The sequence below is a fragment of the Ferrovum sp. genome, from assembly GCF_027317285.1.
Lineage (GTDB): Bacteria > Pseudomonadota > Gammaproteobacteria > Burkholderiales > Ferrovaceae > Ferrovum.
The window spans coordinates 1-15,605 of sequence record NZ_DAHVHV010000048.1 but is presented as its reverse complement, the minus strand read 5'-3'; the positions used below and the strand labels follow the sequence as shown (position 1 = coordinate 15,605).

General features: G+C 56.6%; 15 protein-coding genes. 7 read left to right on the top strand and 8 right to left on the bottom strand.

Annotated elements, in window-relative coordinates:
- Positions 1-350: DnaJ C-terminal domain-containing protein (locus tag M6F29_RS09570; protein WP_298159046.1), on the top strand; the 350-nt coding region annotated here is incomplete at its 5' end.
- A 47-nt stretch (positions 351-397) separates the two neighbouring features.
- Here M6F29_RS09570 and cysS read toward each other — a convergent pair.
- Positions 398-1,783 carry a cysteine--tRNA ligase gene (gene cysS / locus M6F29_RS09565; protein WP_298159043.1) on the bottom strand — a complete coding sequence of 462 codons (1,386 nt, stop codon included), beginning with the start codon at positions 1,781-1,783 and terminating at the stop codon, positions 398-400.
- 111 nt (positions 1,784-1,894) lie between these two features.
- Between cysS and M6F29_RS09560 the strand changes: the two genes are divergently transcribed.
- From M6F29_RS09560 to M6F29_RS09550, 3 genes are read left to right on the top strand one after another with little or no spacing between them, the layout of a single operon-like run.
- Positions 1,895-2,494 carry a tetratricopeptide repeat protein gene (locus M6F29_RS09560; protein WP_298159040.1) on the top strand — a complete coding sequence of 200 codons (600 nt, stop codon included), beginning with the start codon at positions 1,895-1,897 and terminating at the stop codon, positions 2,492-2,494.
- 11 nt (positions 2,495-2,505) lie between these two features.
- Positions 2,506-2,997 (top strand): peptidylprolyl isomerase, encoded by a 492-nt coding sequence (locus tag M6F29_RS09555; RefSeq protein ID WP_297453914.1) that lies wholly within the window; start codon positions 2,506-2,508, stop codon positions 2,995-2,997.
- Positions 2,998-3,003: 6 nt separating this feature from the next.
- Positions 3,004-3,732: a UDP-2,3-diacylglucosamine diphosphatase gene (locus M6F29_RS09550; RefSeq protein WP_297453916.1), complete on the top strand. Its 729-nt coding sequence runs from the start codon at positions 3,004-3,006 to the stop codon at positions 3,730-3,732.
- Between the two features lie 9 nt (positions 3,733-3,741).
- On the opposite strand, the gene kdpE is transcribed toward M6F29_RS09550, so the two are convergent.
- The 7 genes from kdpE to M6F29_RS09515 all read right to left on the bottom strand — a co-directional run bounded on the left by kdpE (position 3,742) and on the right by M6F29_RS09515 (position 12,287).
- The gene (kdpE, locus tag M6F29_RS09545; protein WP_298159036.1) at positions 3,742-4,431 is read right to left on the bottom strand and encodes a two-component system response regulator KdpE; all 690 of its coding nucleotides are present in this window, start codon (positions 4,429-4,431) and stop codon (positions 3,742-3,744) included.
- A complete protein-coding gene (gene kdpD, locus M6F29_RS09540) occupies positions 4,428-7,118 on the bottom strand; it encodes a two-component system sensor histidine kinase KdpD (protein ID WP_298159033.1) in 2,691 nt (896 codons plus the stop codon). The genes kdpE and kdpD overlap by 4 nt, the downstream gene beginning before the upstream one ends.
- A gap of 22 nt (positions 7,119-7,140) precedes the next feature.
- Positions 7,141-7,722, bottom strand: coding sequence for a potassium-transporting ATPase subunit KdpC (gene kdpC, locus M6F29_RS09535; RefSeq protein ID WP_297479142.1), 582 nt, complete (start codon positions 7,720-7,722; stop codon positions 7,141-7,143).
- A 13-nt stretch (positions 7,723-7,735) separates the two neighbouring features.
- Entirely contained in the window at positions 7,736-9,808 is a 2,073-nt protein-coding gene (gene kdpB / locus M6F29_RS09530) for a potassium-transporting ATPase subunit KdpB (RefSeq protein ID WP_297479141.1), read from the bottom strand.
- A gap of 10 nt (positions 9,809-9,818) precedes the next feature.
- On the bottom strand, positions 9,819-11,627 hold the full coding sequence (kdpA, locus tag M6F29_RS09525) for a potassium-transporting ATPase subunit KdpA (RefSeq protein WP_298159030.1): 1,809 nt from the start codon (positions 11,625-11,627) through the stop codon (positions 9,819-9,821).
- Positions 11,627-11,992, bottom strand: a complete 366-nt coding sequence (locus M6F29_RS09520; RefSeq protein WP_297453931.1) for a potassium-transporting ATPase subunit F — start codon at positions 11,990-11,992, stop codon at positions 11,627-11,629. Before M6F29_RS09520 ends, kdpA begins: the two co-directional genes overlap by 1 nt.
- Before the next feature lie 151 nt (positions 11,993-12,143).
- Positions 12,144-12,287, bottom strand: coding sequence for a hypothetical protein (locus tag M6F29_RS09515; protein ID WP_298159027.1), 144 nt, complete (start codon positions 12,285-12,287; stop codon positions 12,144-12,146).
- Here M6F29_RS09515 and M6F29_RS09510 point away from each other — a divergent pair.
- The 3 genes from M6F29_RS09510 to M6F29_RS09500 form a co-directional block, all read left to right on the top strand.
- A complete protein-coding gene (locus tag M6F29_RS09510) occupies positions 12,249-12,797 on the top strand; it encodes a YaeQ family protein (RefSeq protein WP_366525990.1) in 549 nt (182 codons plus the stop codon). The genes M6F29_RS09515 and M6F29_RS09510 overlap by 39 nt on opposite strands.
- A gap of 1 nt (position 12,798) precedes the next feature.
- Positions 12,799-13,251: a YaiI/YqxD family protein gene (locus M6F29_RS09505; protein ID WP_297479136.1), complete on the top strand. Its 453-nt coding sequence runs from the start codon at positions 12,799-12,801 to the stop codon at positions 13,249-13,251.
- Between the two features lie 114 nt (positions 13,252-13,365).
- A partial coding sequence (locus M6F29_RS09500) for an arginine/lysine/ornithine decarboxylase (protein ID WP_298159021.1) occupies positions 13,366-15,605 on the top strand: 2,240 nt, incomplete at its 3' end.

Sequence of the window (15,605 nt, the reverse complement as noted above, 5' to 3'; positions counted from 1 at the left end):
TCCAGCGCGAGGGTACGGATCTGCATTGCGAAATGCCCATCAGTTTCGCCGTCGCCGCTCTGGGGGGAGAAATCGAGATTCCCACTCTGGAAGGTCAGGCCAAACTGAAAATCCCCGCCGAAACCCAGACCGGTCAGATTTTTCGCCTGCGTGCCAAGGGGATCAAAGCGCTGCGTGGAGGGGGCCAGGGCGACCTGATGTGCCACGTGGTCGTGGAAACCCCGGTCAAACTGACCGAGGCCCAAAAGGAGTTGCTGCGCCAACTGGAGCAAGGAACCCGCGGCAACGATACCCACAGTCCCCGCACCAAGAGTTTCATGGACAAGGTGCGCGACTTCTTCCAGACCTGAACCCGACGCAGTTGTTCAGCCCCCAATCAGGACGGGGGCTGAACCGGTCAGGATCGCCGCCACTGGGTGACTTCTCCCTTATCCTCGAGAACGATCCCTTCTGCCAGAAGAGCCTGACGAATCTGGTCGGCGGTTGCAAAATCCTTCCGCGCCCGCGCCGCCTGCCGTTGCGCCACCAATGCCTCGATACGCGCCTGGTCTTCATCCCCTGACGGAACGATGGTCAAACCGGCCCCCTTCTGGAACCACTCGACCGGGTCGCTACTCAACAACCCCAGTACCTCTGCCAGAGCATGCAGGCGTTGGGCTGCCCCCACCTCGCCCCGATGGGCATCATGGGCCAAACCAAAGAGGACGGCCACGGCTTCCGGCGTGTTCAGGTCATCGTCCAGCGCGTGCCGAAAGGCTCCTTCAGCCACCCCATTCCAGTCCGGGGCCTTGCCCGGAATCGTGGGGTACTCACGCAACACCGTATAGAGGGTATTCAACCCCTGCCGGGCATCCTCCAGATGGCCATCGGTATAATTGAGCGGGCTGCGGTAATGCCCGCGCAGAAGAAAGAAGCGCACCACTTCCGGGTGGAATTTTTCAAAGATATCGGCCAGGGTAAAGAAATTACCCAGGGATTTGGACATCTTTTCGTCATTCACCCGCAAAAAGCCGTTGTGCATCCACACATTGACGAAGGCGTGTCCATGGGCTCCCTCGCTTTGAGCGATTTCGTTTTCATGGTGCGGGAATTGCAGATCGTGACCGCCTCCGTGAATGTCGAAATGGGCACCCAAAAAGCACTCGCTCATCACCGAGCATTCGATGTGCCATCCCGGTCGTCCTTCCCCCCAGGGAGAAGGCCACCGAGGCTCACCGGGCTTTGCACTCTTCCACAGAACGAAATCAAGGGGATCGCGCTTGAACTCATCCCTCGCCACGCGCTCGCCTGCCCGCAGATCCTCGAGGGACTTGCCGGATAACTTGCCGTAGTCGGGAAAGTCCCGCACCGAATAGTAGACGTCCCCATTCTGTCCCGGGTAAGCCAATCCTTTCTGAATCAGGGTTTCGATCAACCGGATCATGCCAGGAACATGTTCGGTCGCGCGGGGTTCATGGGTCGGCGGCAGCACCTGCAGGCGGGCCAGATCTTCGTGCATGGCCAGGATCATGCGCTCGGTCAAGGACTGAATGGATTCCCCGTTTTGTGCCGCCCGCCCGATGATCTTGTCATCGATGTCGGTAATGTTGCGCACATAGGTGACCGCATAACCAGATGCCCGCAACCAGCGATAGAGCACGTCAAAGTTGACGAGCATGCGTCCATGGCCCAGGTGACAGCGGTCATATACCGTCATGCCACAAACATACAGGCGAACCTGACCAGGCTCGATGGGGACAAAAGGCTCGGTCCGACGGGTAAGCGTATTGAACAGATTCAGCATGAATATAACCGCCAACTCAAAAAAATCGATAGATCCTGACAAAAGGTCTAGTCAGCAACGCGTTGAATTGATAGAATTTGGGGTTACACAGTTCACCTTCTATTTCAACCCATGACGCTCCGGTTTCTGGTCCTTTCCCTTTCCATCGCCCTGTGGTGCGAGCAAGGGGTGTGCGCGACAGGCGCAGAAAATACCGGAACGAGTACGCCCGCCCCCGTGCTGCAAACCGGCAACGATGCGCATCCTAGCACATCCTCCGCTCCGCCGTCAGAAGCCCCCCTGCCGCCCCATGTCCCTTTGGTGTTGCAATCCCTGTTGCATGACCATCATCCGCAACAAGCCCTGACGTTGGCCAACCGCTCTCTCGAAGAACAACCCGATGACGGCGATGTCCTGTTTCTCAAGGCGGTGGCCTTGACCCAGTTGAAACGCAAGGATGAGGCCATCGTCATCCTCAAGAACCTGACCGAACGTTTCCCCGAAATGGGCGCACCCTATAACAATCTGGGCGCCCTCTACGCCGCTCAGGGACAGCTCGATGATGCACGTGCCATCCTGGAAAAAGGCGTGGCTTCCCAACCCAACTATGCCATCGCCTTTGAAAACCTGGGCGATGTCTACCTTGCCCTGGCGCGTCGTTCCTACGCCCAGGCCCTGAAACTGAATCCGACCAATCGTCCCTTGAAACTCAAGGCCGACAAACTTAACTGATGGAGTTCTCTATGGTCCGCCTCAAAACCAATTTCGGTGATATCGTTCTCACCCTCGATGCTGAAAAAGCCCCCAAGACCACCGACAACTTCCTGTCTTATGTGCGCGATGGCTTTTATGACAACACCCTCTTCCATCGGGTCATCGATGGCTTCATGATCCAGGGAGGGGGATTTGCGCCGGGCATGAAACAGAAGGAAACCCGCGCCCCCATCGAAAATGAAGCAGCCAACGGTCTTTCCAACCTCTGTTACACGGTGGCCATGGCCCGCACCTCTGACCCGCATTCGGCCACCGCCCAGTTCTTCATCAACGTCAAGGACAACCATTTTCTCGACTACACCGCATCCAATCGCAACGGGTTCGGTTACTGCGTCTTTGCCCGGGTTACCGAGGGACAGGACATCGTGGATCGCATCAAGGGGGTGCCCACCGGCAACCGTCTGGGACATGGTGATGTGCCTCAGGAAGACGTCCTCATCGAACGTGCGGAGGTCATGTAAGCCACCGTGTCCCATTCCCTTTTCATCGCAGACCTGCATCTCTCGCCGTCTTCGCCCAAACTCTTCCAGAAGTTTCAGAACTTTCTGGAAGGGCCGGCACGTGAAGCCACGGCCCTGTATATTCTGGGCGACCTGTTCGAAACCTGGGTGGGCGATGACGATATTCCTTCGCCCTTCAACCAGAAGGTGGTGAATGCCCTCGCGGCATTGACCCAACAGGGGACCCAACTGTTCTATCTGCACGGTAACCGTGACTTCCTGCTCGGCAACAAGTTTGCCAAGGCCTGTGGTGCCACCCATCTGGCAGACCCCACCATCCTTATTCTGGAGGATGGGGTTCGCACCTTGCTCACCCACGGCGACCAGTTGTGCACGGAAGATGAGGCCTATCAGGCATGGCGCAAGCAGGTCCGTTCGGTGACCTGGCAACGCAAGGTCATGACCCTGCCCCTCGAAGAACGGTACAAGATCGCTCAGGAAGCCACCACCATGAGTACCCAGGCCAAAAAGAAAAAGACCATGGCCATCATGGACGTGACCCTCCAGGCCGTGATCGAGTTATTGCGCAAGAACGATTACCCGCGTCTGATCCATGGCCATACACACCGTCCTGCCCGCCATACTTACCGGCTCGACGACAATACCTGCGAACGTTGGGTCCTCACTGACTGGAACAGCCGCAAGGGGGGATATCTGAGGTGTGATGAAAATGGCTGTCAAGCCATTCCATTCTGAGCGGCAGGGTCAGGGTTTGAAGCGGTAACCCAGCCCGCTCTCCGTCAACAGAAAGTCGGGCCGGGCCGGATCCCGCTCCAGTTTCTTGCGCAAGTTGCCCATGTAGACCCGCAGGTAATGGGCGCTTTCCACATGGGTAGGGCCCCAGACTTCGCGCAGTAACTCGCGATGGGTCAGCACCTTTCCTGGGTGGGCCAGCAGATAGGCCAGCAAACGGTATTCAATGGAGGTCAGATGGATACTCTCCCCTTCCTGGGTCGTGACCAGGCGTTTGACCCGATCCACCCGAATCCGTCCAAATCCGATCTCGGATTGCCCCGTCTCCCCTGACAGGCTGTGGCGCCGAAGTTGCGCGCGCACCCTTGCCAGCAACTCGCCGACGCCGAAGGGTTTGGTCAGGTAATCGTCAGCCCCTGCATCCAGCGCAGCGATCTTATCCTCTTCGTTCGACCGTGCAGAGAGGATGATGACCGGAACCTGCGACCAATTGCGCAAATCCCGCAGCACCTCCACCCCTTCCCGGTCGGGCAGTCCCAGATCCAGAATCACCAGATCAGGTTTGCGGGTCCCGGCTTCGATCAGGCCGCGCTCACCGGTCACCGCCTCGATGACCTGGCAGCCCTCGGATTCCAGGGCAGAGCGCACGAAACGACGGATCTGCCGCTCATCTTCCACCAGGATCACCACGGTTTCGGTCATCCCTCAACCTCCGGCGGTACGGAAAGGTCCGGCGGCGTGCCCAGGGGAAGCGAGAAGGTGAAACGCGCACCCCGAGGGACTTCGTGTTCTGCCCAAATCCGTCCCTGATGCGCGGCAATGATCGCCCGACAGATGGCGAGACCAAGTCCCACGCCCGACACCGCAGATTCCGCACGACCTCGAGTAAACTTATCGAACAAGGTATCCTCCGTTCCAATGGGAAAGCCCTGCCCATCGTCACAAACCGAAATGTCCAGGGTCCGGTCCGTACACCGGGCCCGAATCACGATATGTGCCTGGGGCTCCGTGTATTTTCCGGCGTTCTCCAGCAGATTGCATAATACACGTTCGATGAGGACGGCATCGAATTCGACGAAGGGCAAGTCTTCCGGCAATTCCACCCGCACTTCCCGTCCGGCCAGGGCCCCCGTCGACGCCTTGAGCGCACTGCCGATCACTTCTTCCACCAACTGCCACTCCCGTTTCAATTTCACTTCACCGGATTGCAGACGGGCCATGTCCAGCAGATTGTTCACCAGGGCGCCCATGCGCACGGCTTCGTCATGAATCGCCCGGACAGCCTCCTGCTGGGGCCCGGACAGAGATTCCAGACCCAAGGTATCGGACAACCCCACCAACGCTGTCAGAGGCGTGCGCAAATCATGGGACAGGACAGACAGGACCGAGTTGCGCAAGCGTTCCGACTCCATCTTCACCAAAGCTTCCTGGGCCACATCCACGTAATGGATCCGCTCGATGGCGATGGCGGCCAACGAGGCAAAGGTATCCAGCAGGCGCCGTTGTTCTGGCGCCTGTAACCAGTGACTCTGGCGAGGCTCGATGGCCAGCACCCCGCGCGTGCGCATGGGTGCCTTGAGCGGGAGATAAAACACCGGGGATGCCGCCAGGGTATCTGTCCCCAGACCGGCGGGTTCCCCATGATCGAAGGACCATTGCGCGATACCCGTATCCACTGTCGTCAAGGCTCCCTCGACCGGCACCGGCTCCTGCAGATGATTTTCATTGTCCATCAGGAGTAATCCGGTTTTGGCCCCCAGGACATTGTCCGCAAAGCGAGCGCAAATCTCGGCAATTTGCCCGGGCATCAGGGTAGCCGACAAATCCCGGGCTGCCTCGTACAGCGCCCGGGCCCGTCGTTCCCGATTCATGGCCACTCGGGCCTGATAACGCAGATTGGCCATCAATTGGGCAATCACCAGGGCAACACTCAGCATGACCATGAAAGTGAGCAGGTATTGCACATCACTCACTGCGAAGGAAAAGCGGGGCGGAACAAAAAAGAAATCAAAAAAAGCCACGCTGAGAAAAGCGGCCAGCACCGCGGGGCCTCTTCCCAGGCGCAGCGCCACGCCCATGACCACCAGCAGGAAGATCATGACAATGTTGGTCAGTTCCAGCCAATGACGCAGGGGCGTCGCCAGGAGCGTGACAAGTACGCACAGGGCCACGCTTTTGGCATAGGAAGGCCAGCGCGAATGCTCCTGGGTAAAGAACAGTGCCAGGATTTTTGCATCGGGTTCACCAGGATCGCGCTGGTTACGAGCGACCTGGACAATGTCCAGATCGGTGGCCAGCCGGCTGATCCGCTCGGCAAAGGAACGACGCCAGAAGTGACGTTCGAGGTCCCGCCCCAGCACTACTTTGGTCAGATTATGTTCCCGAGCATAAGCCACGGTCACTACCGCCGCATCTTCTGCAGGCAGGGTGGCGGTTTCTGCCCCCAGATCCTTGGCCAATTTCAGAGTCCGGAGAATCTGTTCCCGGGTTCTTTTGGGCAAACGCTGGAGCCGGGGAGTTTCTACATAAATGGCATGCCACGCCACCTCCATTTGAGCAGCCAGGCGGGCTGCACTGCGAATCACCCGCTCGCTGCCCTGCCCTGGTCCCACACATACCAGCAAGGATTCGCGCGTCTGCCAGATCGACTGCACCGCCTTGGTACGCCGATAGGCGCGCATTTCACCGTCCACACGGTCGGCCGTGCGCCGTAGAGACAGTTCGCGCAGGGCAATGAGGTTCCCCTTGCGAAAGAAGTTGCGAATGGCACGCTCTGCCTGATGGGGCAGATAGATCTTTCCTTCCTTGAGGCGCTGGAGCAGTTCCTCGGGAGGCAAATCCACCAGCATGACTTCGTCGGCTTCATCGAAAACATGATCAGGCACCGTTTCCCAAACCCGGACCCCGGTGATCCCCCCCACCACGTCGTTCAAACTCTCCAGATGCTGCACGTTCACCGTGGTAAAGACATGGATGCCTGCCTCCAGCAACTCTTCCACATCCTGCCAACGTTTGGAATGAAGGCAGCCCTGGGCATTGGTATGCGCCAGTTCATCCATCAGGATCAGGGTGGGATTGCGGGCCAGAGCCCCCTCCAGATCGAATTCCCTGAGCAGGTGGTGACGGTATTCGATTTCCTTGAGGGGCAATGTTTCCAGATCCTTCAGCAGAACCATGGTATCCGCCCGGCCATGAGTCTCCACGACACCCACTACCACATCCACGCCCTGGGCACGCTGTTGGTGGGCTGCCGATAACATGGCATAGGTCTTGCCCACCCCGGCGCAGGCGCCGAAAAATACCTTCAACTTGCCCCGCTTGGCCCGATTCTCCTCAGCCTGGATGTGCCCCAGCAGGGCATCGGGATCGGGACGTTGTATTTCGGTCATGTGGCAGGATTCTCCAGGACAGTCACGGCGCGTGCGTCAGTTCATCCAGCGCCAGATTGAGTTTCAATACATTGACCCGCGCTTCACCCAGTACCCCGAACTGGCGCCCCTCGACAAACCGGGTCACCAAGGCCTGCACCTGATCGGTCTTCAAACCCCGCACCCGCGCCACCCGCGCAATCTGATAGTCTGCGGCAGCCGGACTGATCTGAGGATCCAGCCCGCTGGCAGAAGCCGTCACCAAATCCACGGGAACTGGCCGGGTATTCTCGGGATCAACTGCCCTGAGGGCCTGGACCCTTGCCTTGACGGCATCCATCAGAGCCGGGTTGGTCGGCCCCAGATTGGAACCGCCGGAAGCCAATCCATTATAAGGCATGGGACCGGTAGCCGAGGGTCTGCCCCAGAAATGGCCAGGATCGGCGAAGGATTGACCAATCCACTCAGAACCCACGGGGCGACCTTTTTTGATTATCAAACTCCCGTTAGCTTGGCTTGGAAACAGGGCCTGAGCCAACCCTGTAACTACCCAGGGATAAAGAAGCCCGGTGACCACACTCAAAACCACAAAACTGACAATAGCAGGACGCAATTCTTTCCACATGATTAACTTCTCCTTAGACCCAACCCAGGGCCGCCAAGACCATATCAATCATCTTGATGCCGATAAACGGCACGATGATCCCCCCTGCGCCATAAATCAGCAGGTTATTTCTTAATAGTGTCGCTGCACCCACCGCCCGATACTTCACCCCTTTCAGTGCCAGAGGAATAAGCGCCACGATCACCAGGGCATTGAAGATCACGGCAGACAGGATGGCACTGGCTGGCGTGGTCAGTCCCATTACATTGAGAGCACCCAAGGCCGGATAGGTAGTCACGAAGGCAGCTGGAATGATGGCAAAATACTTGGCCACATCATTAGCAATGGAGAAGGTTGTCAGTGCTCCGCGGGTCATGAGCATCTGTTTGCCGGTTTCCACAATCTCGATCAGTTTGGTGGGGTTAGAATCCAGATCCACCATGTTACCGGCTTCCTTGGCAGCCTGCGTGCCTGTGTTCATGGCCACTGCCACATCAGACTGAGCCAGAGCCGGCGCATCGTTGGTACCGTCTCCGGTCATGGCCACCAATCTACCCTCGGCCTGATACTGACGAATCAAAGCCAATTTGGCTTCCGGAGTGGCTTCTGCCAGAAAGTCATCCACCCCCGCCTCTGCCGCGATGGCTGCTGCCGTCAAACGGTTATCTCCAGTAATCATTACTGTCTTGATGCCCATGCGACGTAATTCGGCAAAACGCTCCTTGATGCCGCCCTTGACAATGTCCTTGAGTTCCACTACACCCATCACGCGCACCCCATCCACCACCACCAAAGGGGTACTGCCCCGCCGTGCCACTTCATCCACCTGGCGAGAGACTGCCTCGGGATAGGAGGACCCGAGTGCATCCAGATATTTCTTCACGGCATCCGCCGCACCCTTGCGCACCTGACGTGTCCCCAGGTTCACGCCACTCATGCGGGTTTGTGCCGAAAAGGGAACGAAGGTGGCCCCCAACGCATGGATATCCCGCTCCCGCAGACCAAACTTCTGCTTTGCCAGGACCACAATGGAACGGCCCTCCGGGGTCTCGTCCGCCAGGGAAGCCAGTTGGGCAACATCAGCCAGTTCGCTTTCCTTCACCCCTTGAGCCGGAATGAATGTCGAGGCCTGACGGTTTCCCAAGGTAATCGTCCCGGTCTTATCCAGAAGCAGAACATCCACATCCCCTGCTGCCTCCACCGCCCGACCTGAGGTTGCAATGACATTCTTCTGCATCATGCGCCCCATGCCCGCCACCCCAATGGCCGACAATAACCCGCCAATGGTGGTAGGAATCAGGCACACCAATAAAGCCACCAGAACAGTAATGGTAACGGGTTGCCCCAACTTGGCCACTTCAACACTGTACATCGAAAAAGGTAACAAGGTGACCGTGGCCAACAAAAATATGAGAGTCATGGCCACCAACAGGATGGTAAGCGCAATTTCATTAGGGGTCTTCTGGCGCTTGGCCCCCTCCACCATGGCAATCATGCGATCCAGAAAACTTTCACCAGGATTGGAAGTCACCTGCACGATCAACCAGTCCGACAGCACCGTCGTCCCGCCGGTCACCGCATTGAAATCCCCCCCAGACTCCCGGATCACGGGCGCCGATTCCCCCGTAATGGCGCTTTCATTCACCGATGCCACGCCTTCGACGACCTCGCCATCGGCGGGGACCATATCTCCGGCTTCCACCAGGACCACGTCCCCCCGGCGCAAATCACTGCTCGCCACCGGGAACCACGGAGAACCCTGCTTGGGCTCCGTCAGTTTTTTGGACAGAATGTCGCGTCGAGCCTGACGCAGAGACGCTGCCTGTGCCTTGCTGCGTCCTTCGGCAACGGCTTCGGCAAAATTGGCGAAGAGCACGGTGAACCATAGCCAAAGGGTCACGGCCAAAATGAACCCGGCGGGTGCTTCACCCTTCCCATTCAATGCCTGAAGGTACAAGATCGTAGTCAGTATGCTGCCTACCCAGACTACGAACATCACCGGGTTCTTCATTTGTTGCACGGGAGACAGTTTGCGGAACGAATCCACACAAGCCACACGCAGCAACTTTCGATCAAAAAAGGAAAAGGATTTCGTTTGGTCGTTCATCTTGATTCTCCTAATGTGCCCCAACCATGGTCAAATGTTCCACGACAGGACCCAAACCCAACGCCGGGACGAAGGTCAGTGCCCCCACCAGAAGCACCGTGCCTATCAATAACAGAACGAAGAGCGGGGTGTGGGTAGGAAGGGTGCCAGCACCCACGGGGATCCGTTTCTTGCTGGCCAGCGAACCGGCCAGAGCCAGTACGGGCAGGATCAGCCAGAAGCGTCCGAAGAACATGACCACCCCCAGGGCAAGGTTGTAGAAGGGCGTGTTGGCAGACAGTCCGGCAAAGGCACTCCCGTTATTCCCTGCGGCTGAAGAAAATGCATAGAGAATTTCAGAGAATCCATGGGCACCAGGGTTTGCCACTCCGCTCTTTCCAGCCTCCATCATCACGGCCAGCGCTGTCCCAACCAGAATCAGCAGTGGTGGAATCAGAATGGTGAGCGATGCCATTTTGATATCGAAGGCCTCGATCTTCTTGCCCAGATATTCAGGCGTTCTTCCGATCATCAAGCCCGCAATGAACACCGCAATCACGGCGTAAATAAGCATGCCATAGAGACCGGAACCCACTCCCCCAAAAACCACTTCACCCAACTGGATGTTGGCCAGCGGCACCAACCCCCCCAGCGGCGTAAAGGAATCATGCATGGCATTCACGGCACCACAGGAAGTCGAGGTGGTCACCGTGGCAAAGAGGGCCGAATTGACGATGCCGAAGCGCGTTTCCTTCCCTTCCATGTTCCCTCCGGACTGCGCGGCGGAAGCCTGTTGGTTGACCCCCAGGGAGGCAAAGGCAGGGTTGCCAGAGGTTTCGCCGTATTCCGCCACAGCCAGCATGATCGTAAATATCAGAGTCATGGTAGCCAGAAGCGTCCAACCCTGACGGATATCCCCCACCATGGCTCCGAAGGTGTAACACAGCGCCGCAGGAATCAAGAGAATTGCCAACATTTCTAGAAAGTTGGTCAGGGGCGTAGGATTTTCATAGGGATGCGCCGAGTTGGCATTGAAGAAACCTCCCCCGTTGGTTCCCAGTTCTTTGATGGCTTCTTGGGAGGCTACAGGCCCCAGCGGAAGCGTTTGCTCCTGAGTGGTGGTTTTCACCGTCACCGGGTTACCAGCAGCATCTTTGAGGGGATTTCCGGAGGCATCCAGCGAGGGGTTGTCATAGGTAGTGGTCTCCACGGTCTGAACCACCGGATAGGGAGAAAAGTTTTGCACCACTCCCTGACTTACCAGAACCAAGGCCAGCACCAAGGACAGAGGCAACAGGACATACAGGGTGCTGCGCGTCATGTCCACCCAAAAGTTGCCAATGGTCTCCACCGAATGTCGGGCAAATCCCCGGATCAAGGCAATCACCACCGCCATCCCGGTAGCTGCCGAGAAAAAGTTCTGCACAGCCAAAGCAAACATCTGCGTGAGATAACTCAGCGTGGATTCTCCTGCATATCCCTGCCAGTTGGTATTGGACACAAAACTGATGGCGGTATTGAAGGATGAATCCGGGCTCACGGCACCCAAACCCTGGGGATTCAAGGGCAGAATCCCTTGCAACCGCTGCAGGGCATACACGGTCATCACCCCCAGCAAACTGAACCACAGAACCCCCAGGGCATAACTGGTCCAGCGCATTTCCTGGCTGGGATTCACCCCACACATACGATAAAAGAAATTTTCCAGGGGTGAAAGCCAGCGCATAAACGAGGGCAGATTCCCCTCGTAGATTCGGGCCATATACCCTCCCAAGGGTTTCACCAGCAAAAACAGCACGCCCAGCAGCAGGACGATTTGAAATAGTCCGTTGATTGTCATCAGAATAACTCCGGTTTAAGTAGGGCAATGACCAGATAGATGAGTAAACCAACCACCACACCCCCTGCAACAAAATAGACCCAAGTCATGTCGACCTCCGTAATTTTTCGCAACCGTAAACCAGCAATACCGACAAACCAAAGACCGCCACAGTGAGCGCAAGATAGAACAGATCCATAGAAATTCTCCCAGTGAGTTCCAGTCGTACCCATTCTAGGAACCAGTAGATCAAAATGGGGTAAAGCCTCGAAGCAGCGATATAAAGATTTCGTAAAGAAGCGATCTTTCCTTTCCTCGGGAAGGCAGAAAAAATCATGTCGCATGAATTGCAGGCAGACCCGACTTCCGGCAACCCATCCGTCCATTGATTGTCTCCTGCCAGACCCTGCAGGAGCGGCATAGATCATGGTCTATTTGTGCTACAATCAGAAGTTAAACTTTAAGAATCCATCCGTACTTTTCGAAACCAGGCATCCTCAACAGATTGATGCAGGGCCGTAGGGTGTGAGGAATGTTTCAGGTCACTCCTGAAGTTGAACCTTCTGCTTGCCCCAGCTTGGCCGACAGGCCACCAAACATCTTCTCTTCCTTATCATTACGTTCAGCGGAATTCATCGATTCATGGCGCTCAAGTCCACTATCTTCAAGGTCAATTTGCAAATATCCGATATGGATCGGTCATATTATGCTTCCCATACCTTGACGATTGCTCGTCACCCCTCTGAAACCGACGAACGTATGATGGTGCGCCTGCTGGCGTTTGCGCTCCATGCCCATGAATACTTGACATTTGCGCGTGGCGGATCCGCCGATCAGGAGGAACCAGACCTCTGGAAAAAGGACCTGACGGGAGCCATCGACGAGTGGATCGACGTGGGTCTACCCGATGAAAAGCGCGTGCTTAAGGCATGCGGTCGGGCCCGACGAGTGATCATTTATGCCTATGGCGGCAGTGCTGTTCCGCTCTGGTGGGCAGGAATGAGCAGTCGTCTCCGGCGACTTTCCAACCTCTCCGTCTTCAATCTTCCTTTGTCCGACAGTCAGGCACTGGCTCAACTGGTTGAACGCACCATGGATCTCAATTGTCTGATTCAGGATGGCGGAATTTTGTTTTCAAATTCCTCTGAGAGCATTCCTGTCGCTGTAATTCCCTTGAAGAGTTTTTCTTGAGATGAACATTTGGGTCGATGCAGACGCGTGCCCTGTCGTGATCAAGGATATTTTATTCCGTGCTGCAGACCGCGTGAAGATCCTGACGACCTTCGTGGCCAACACCTTGTTGAGCACCCCTACCTCACCTTATATTTTGGCGCGACAGGTGCCCCGCGGTTTTGACATGGCCGATAATGAAATCGTCCGGTCCCTGCACCCTGGGGATCTGGTCATCACAGCCGATATTCCTCTGGCCGCCGAGGTACTCTCAAAAAGAGGTCACGCACTCAATCCACGCGGCGAGGTTTACACCCTCGATACAATCCAGGCTCTGTTGACCCTGCGGAATTTCATGGATCAATTACGCGGCAGTGGTGTACCCACGGGTGGCCCCCCACCCCTGTCCCACGCAGACCGAAAAACGTTTGCCAACCAACTGGATAAGTTTTTGGCGCATCGATCCAGATCTTGAGTGACGAAGTTCGAAACCTCGTCGGCATTCATGTCAAACCCATTGCGACAGCGTGGAGTAAAAGGGCTATAATCGCTACCCTTTACCCTAGCCACCCCTTGTTCCGGAGGCCCCATGAAGTTTCGTTTTCCCGTGGTCATCATCGATGAAGATTTTCGTTCGGAAAACACCAGCGGTCTTGGGGTGCGAGCGTTGGCAGATGCCATTCAAAAAGAAGGGTTTGAAGTGTTGGGCGTGACCAGTTTTGGGGACATGGCCTCTTTCGCACAGCAACAAAGTCGTGCGTCCACGTTCATACTGTCCATCGATGACGAAGAGTTTGGCGGGGGTTCTCCCAGCGAAATGGAATCGGCATTGCGTCACCTGCGTGCCTTCGTCCAGGAAATTCGCTGGCGCAATGCCCACATCCCCATATTTCTCTATGGCGAAACACGTACCTCCCGCCATATTCCCAACGACGTGTTGAAGGAACTGCACGGATTCATTCACCTTTTCGAGGATACCCCGGAATTTGTGGCGCGCCATATCGCACGGGAAGCACGGGTCTATCTGGATTCCCTCGCCCCACCTTTTTTCCGCGCCCTCACCCACTACGCCTCGGATGGTTCCTACTCCTGGCACTGTCCCGGACATTCAGGCGGGGTGGCTTTCCTGAAAAGCCCTGTGGGACAGATGTTCCACCAGTTCTTTGGAGAAAACATGCTCCGCGCCGACGTCTGCAACGCGGTGGACGAACTGGGGCAACTGCTTGACCATACGGGCCCTGTGGCGGCCTCAGAGCGCAATGCCGCACGCATTTTCAATGCCGATCATCTGTTTTTCGTGACCAACGGCACCTCCACCTCCAACAAGATCGTATGGCACTCCACCGTGGCGGCAGGCGATATCGTGGTCGTAGACCGAAACTGTCACAAATCCATCCTCCACGCCATCATCATGACGGGGGCCATCCCCGTATTTCTCATGCCTACGCGCAATCACTACGGCATCATCGGCCCCATCCCCCTGGAGGAATTCAAACCCGAAAACATCCAACGCAAGATCGCGGCCAATCCTTTCGCCCAGAATAGTCCGGTTCAGCCGCGCGTATTGACGCTGACCCAAAGCACCTATGATGGCATCCTCTACAATGTCGAAACCATCAAGAATTTGCTGGATGGTTTCATCGACACCCTGCATTTCGATGAGGCCTGGCTACCGCACGCCTCCTTCAGCGATTTCTACAAGGACATGCATGCCATCGGCCGAGATCGCCCCATCTGTCATGAATCCATGGTCATGTCGACCCAGTCGACCCACAAATTGCTGGCCGGTCTCAGCCAAGCCTCCCAGATCCTGGTACAGGACAGTCAAATGCGCAAGTTGGACCGGGACTGTTTCAATGAAGCCTACCTCATGCACACGTCCACCAGTCCGCAATACGCCATCATTGCCTCCTGCGATGTCGCAGCCGCCATGATGGAGTCTCCCGGGGGAACGGCATTGCTCGAAGAATCCATCAGTGAAGCCCTCGACTTCCGCCGCGCCATGCGCAAGGTGGATGAGGAATGGGGAACCGACTGGTGGTTCAAGGTATGGGGTCCCGACTATCTGGCAGAAGAAGGCGGTGGGGACCGCAGCGACTGGATGCTCAAACCCGGTGAACGTTGGCATGGCTTTGGAAATCTGGCCCCCGGCTTCAACATGCTGGATCCCATCAAGGCCACGGTCATCACGCCCGGACTCGATGTGGATGGCGACTTCCACGACATGGGAATTCCCGCCGCCGTGGTCACCAAATATCTGGCCGAGCATGGAGTCGTCGTCGAAAAAACCGGGCTCTACTCCTTCTTCATCATGTTCACCATTGGTATCACCAAGGGACGCTGGAACACGCTGGTTACGGAATTGCAGCAATTCAAGGACGATTACGACAAGAACCAGCCCCTATGGCGCATCTTGCCAGAATTTGTCGCCAAGTATCCCCGTTACGAAAACTGGGGGCTGCGCCAACTGTCTGACCAGATTCACGAAGTTTACCGGGCCAACGACGTGGCGCGCCTGACCACGGAAATGTACCTGTCCGACATGGTTCCCGCCATGAAGCCTGCCGATGCCTTTGCGCGCATGGCCCACCGCGAAACCGAACGCGTGGAGATCGATGACCTGGAAGGGCGAATCACTTCAGTGCTTCTCACCCCCTACCCCCCCGGCATTCCGCTCCTGATTCCCGGAGAATGCTTCAATGCCACCATCGTACGTTACCTGCAATTTGCCCGTTCTTTCAATCAACGCTTTCCTGGCTTTGAAACAGACATTCACGGCCTATCCAAGACCGGCAGCAACGGGGAATCCAAGTTTTACGTGGATTGCGT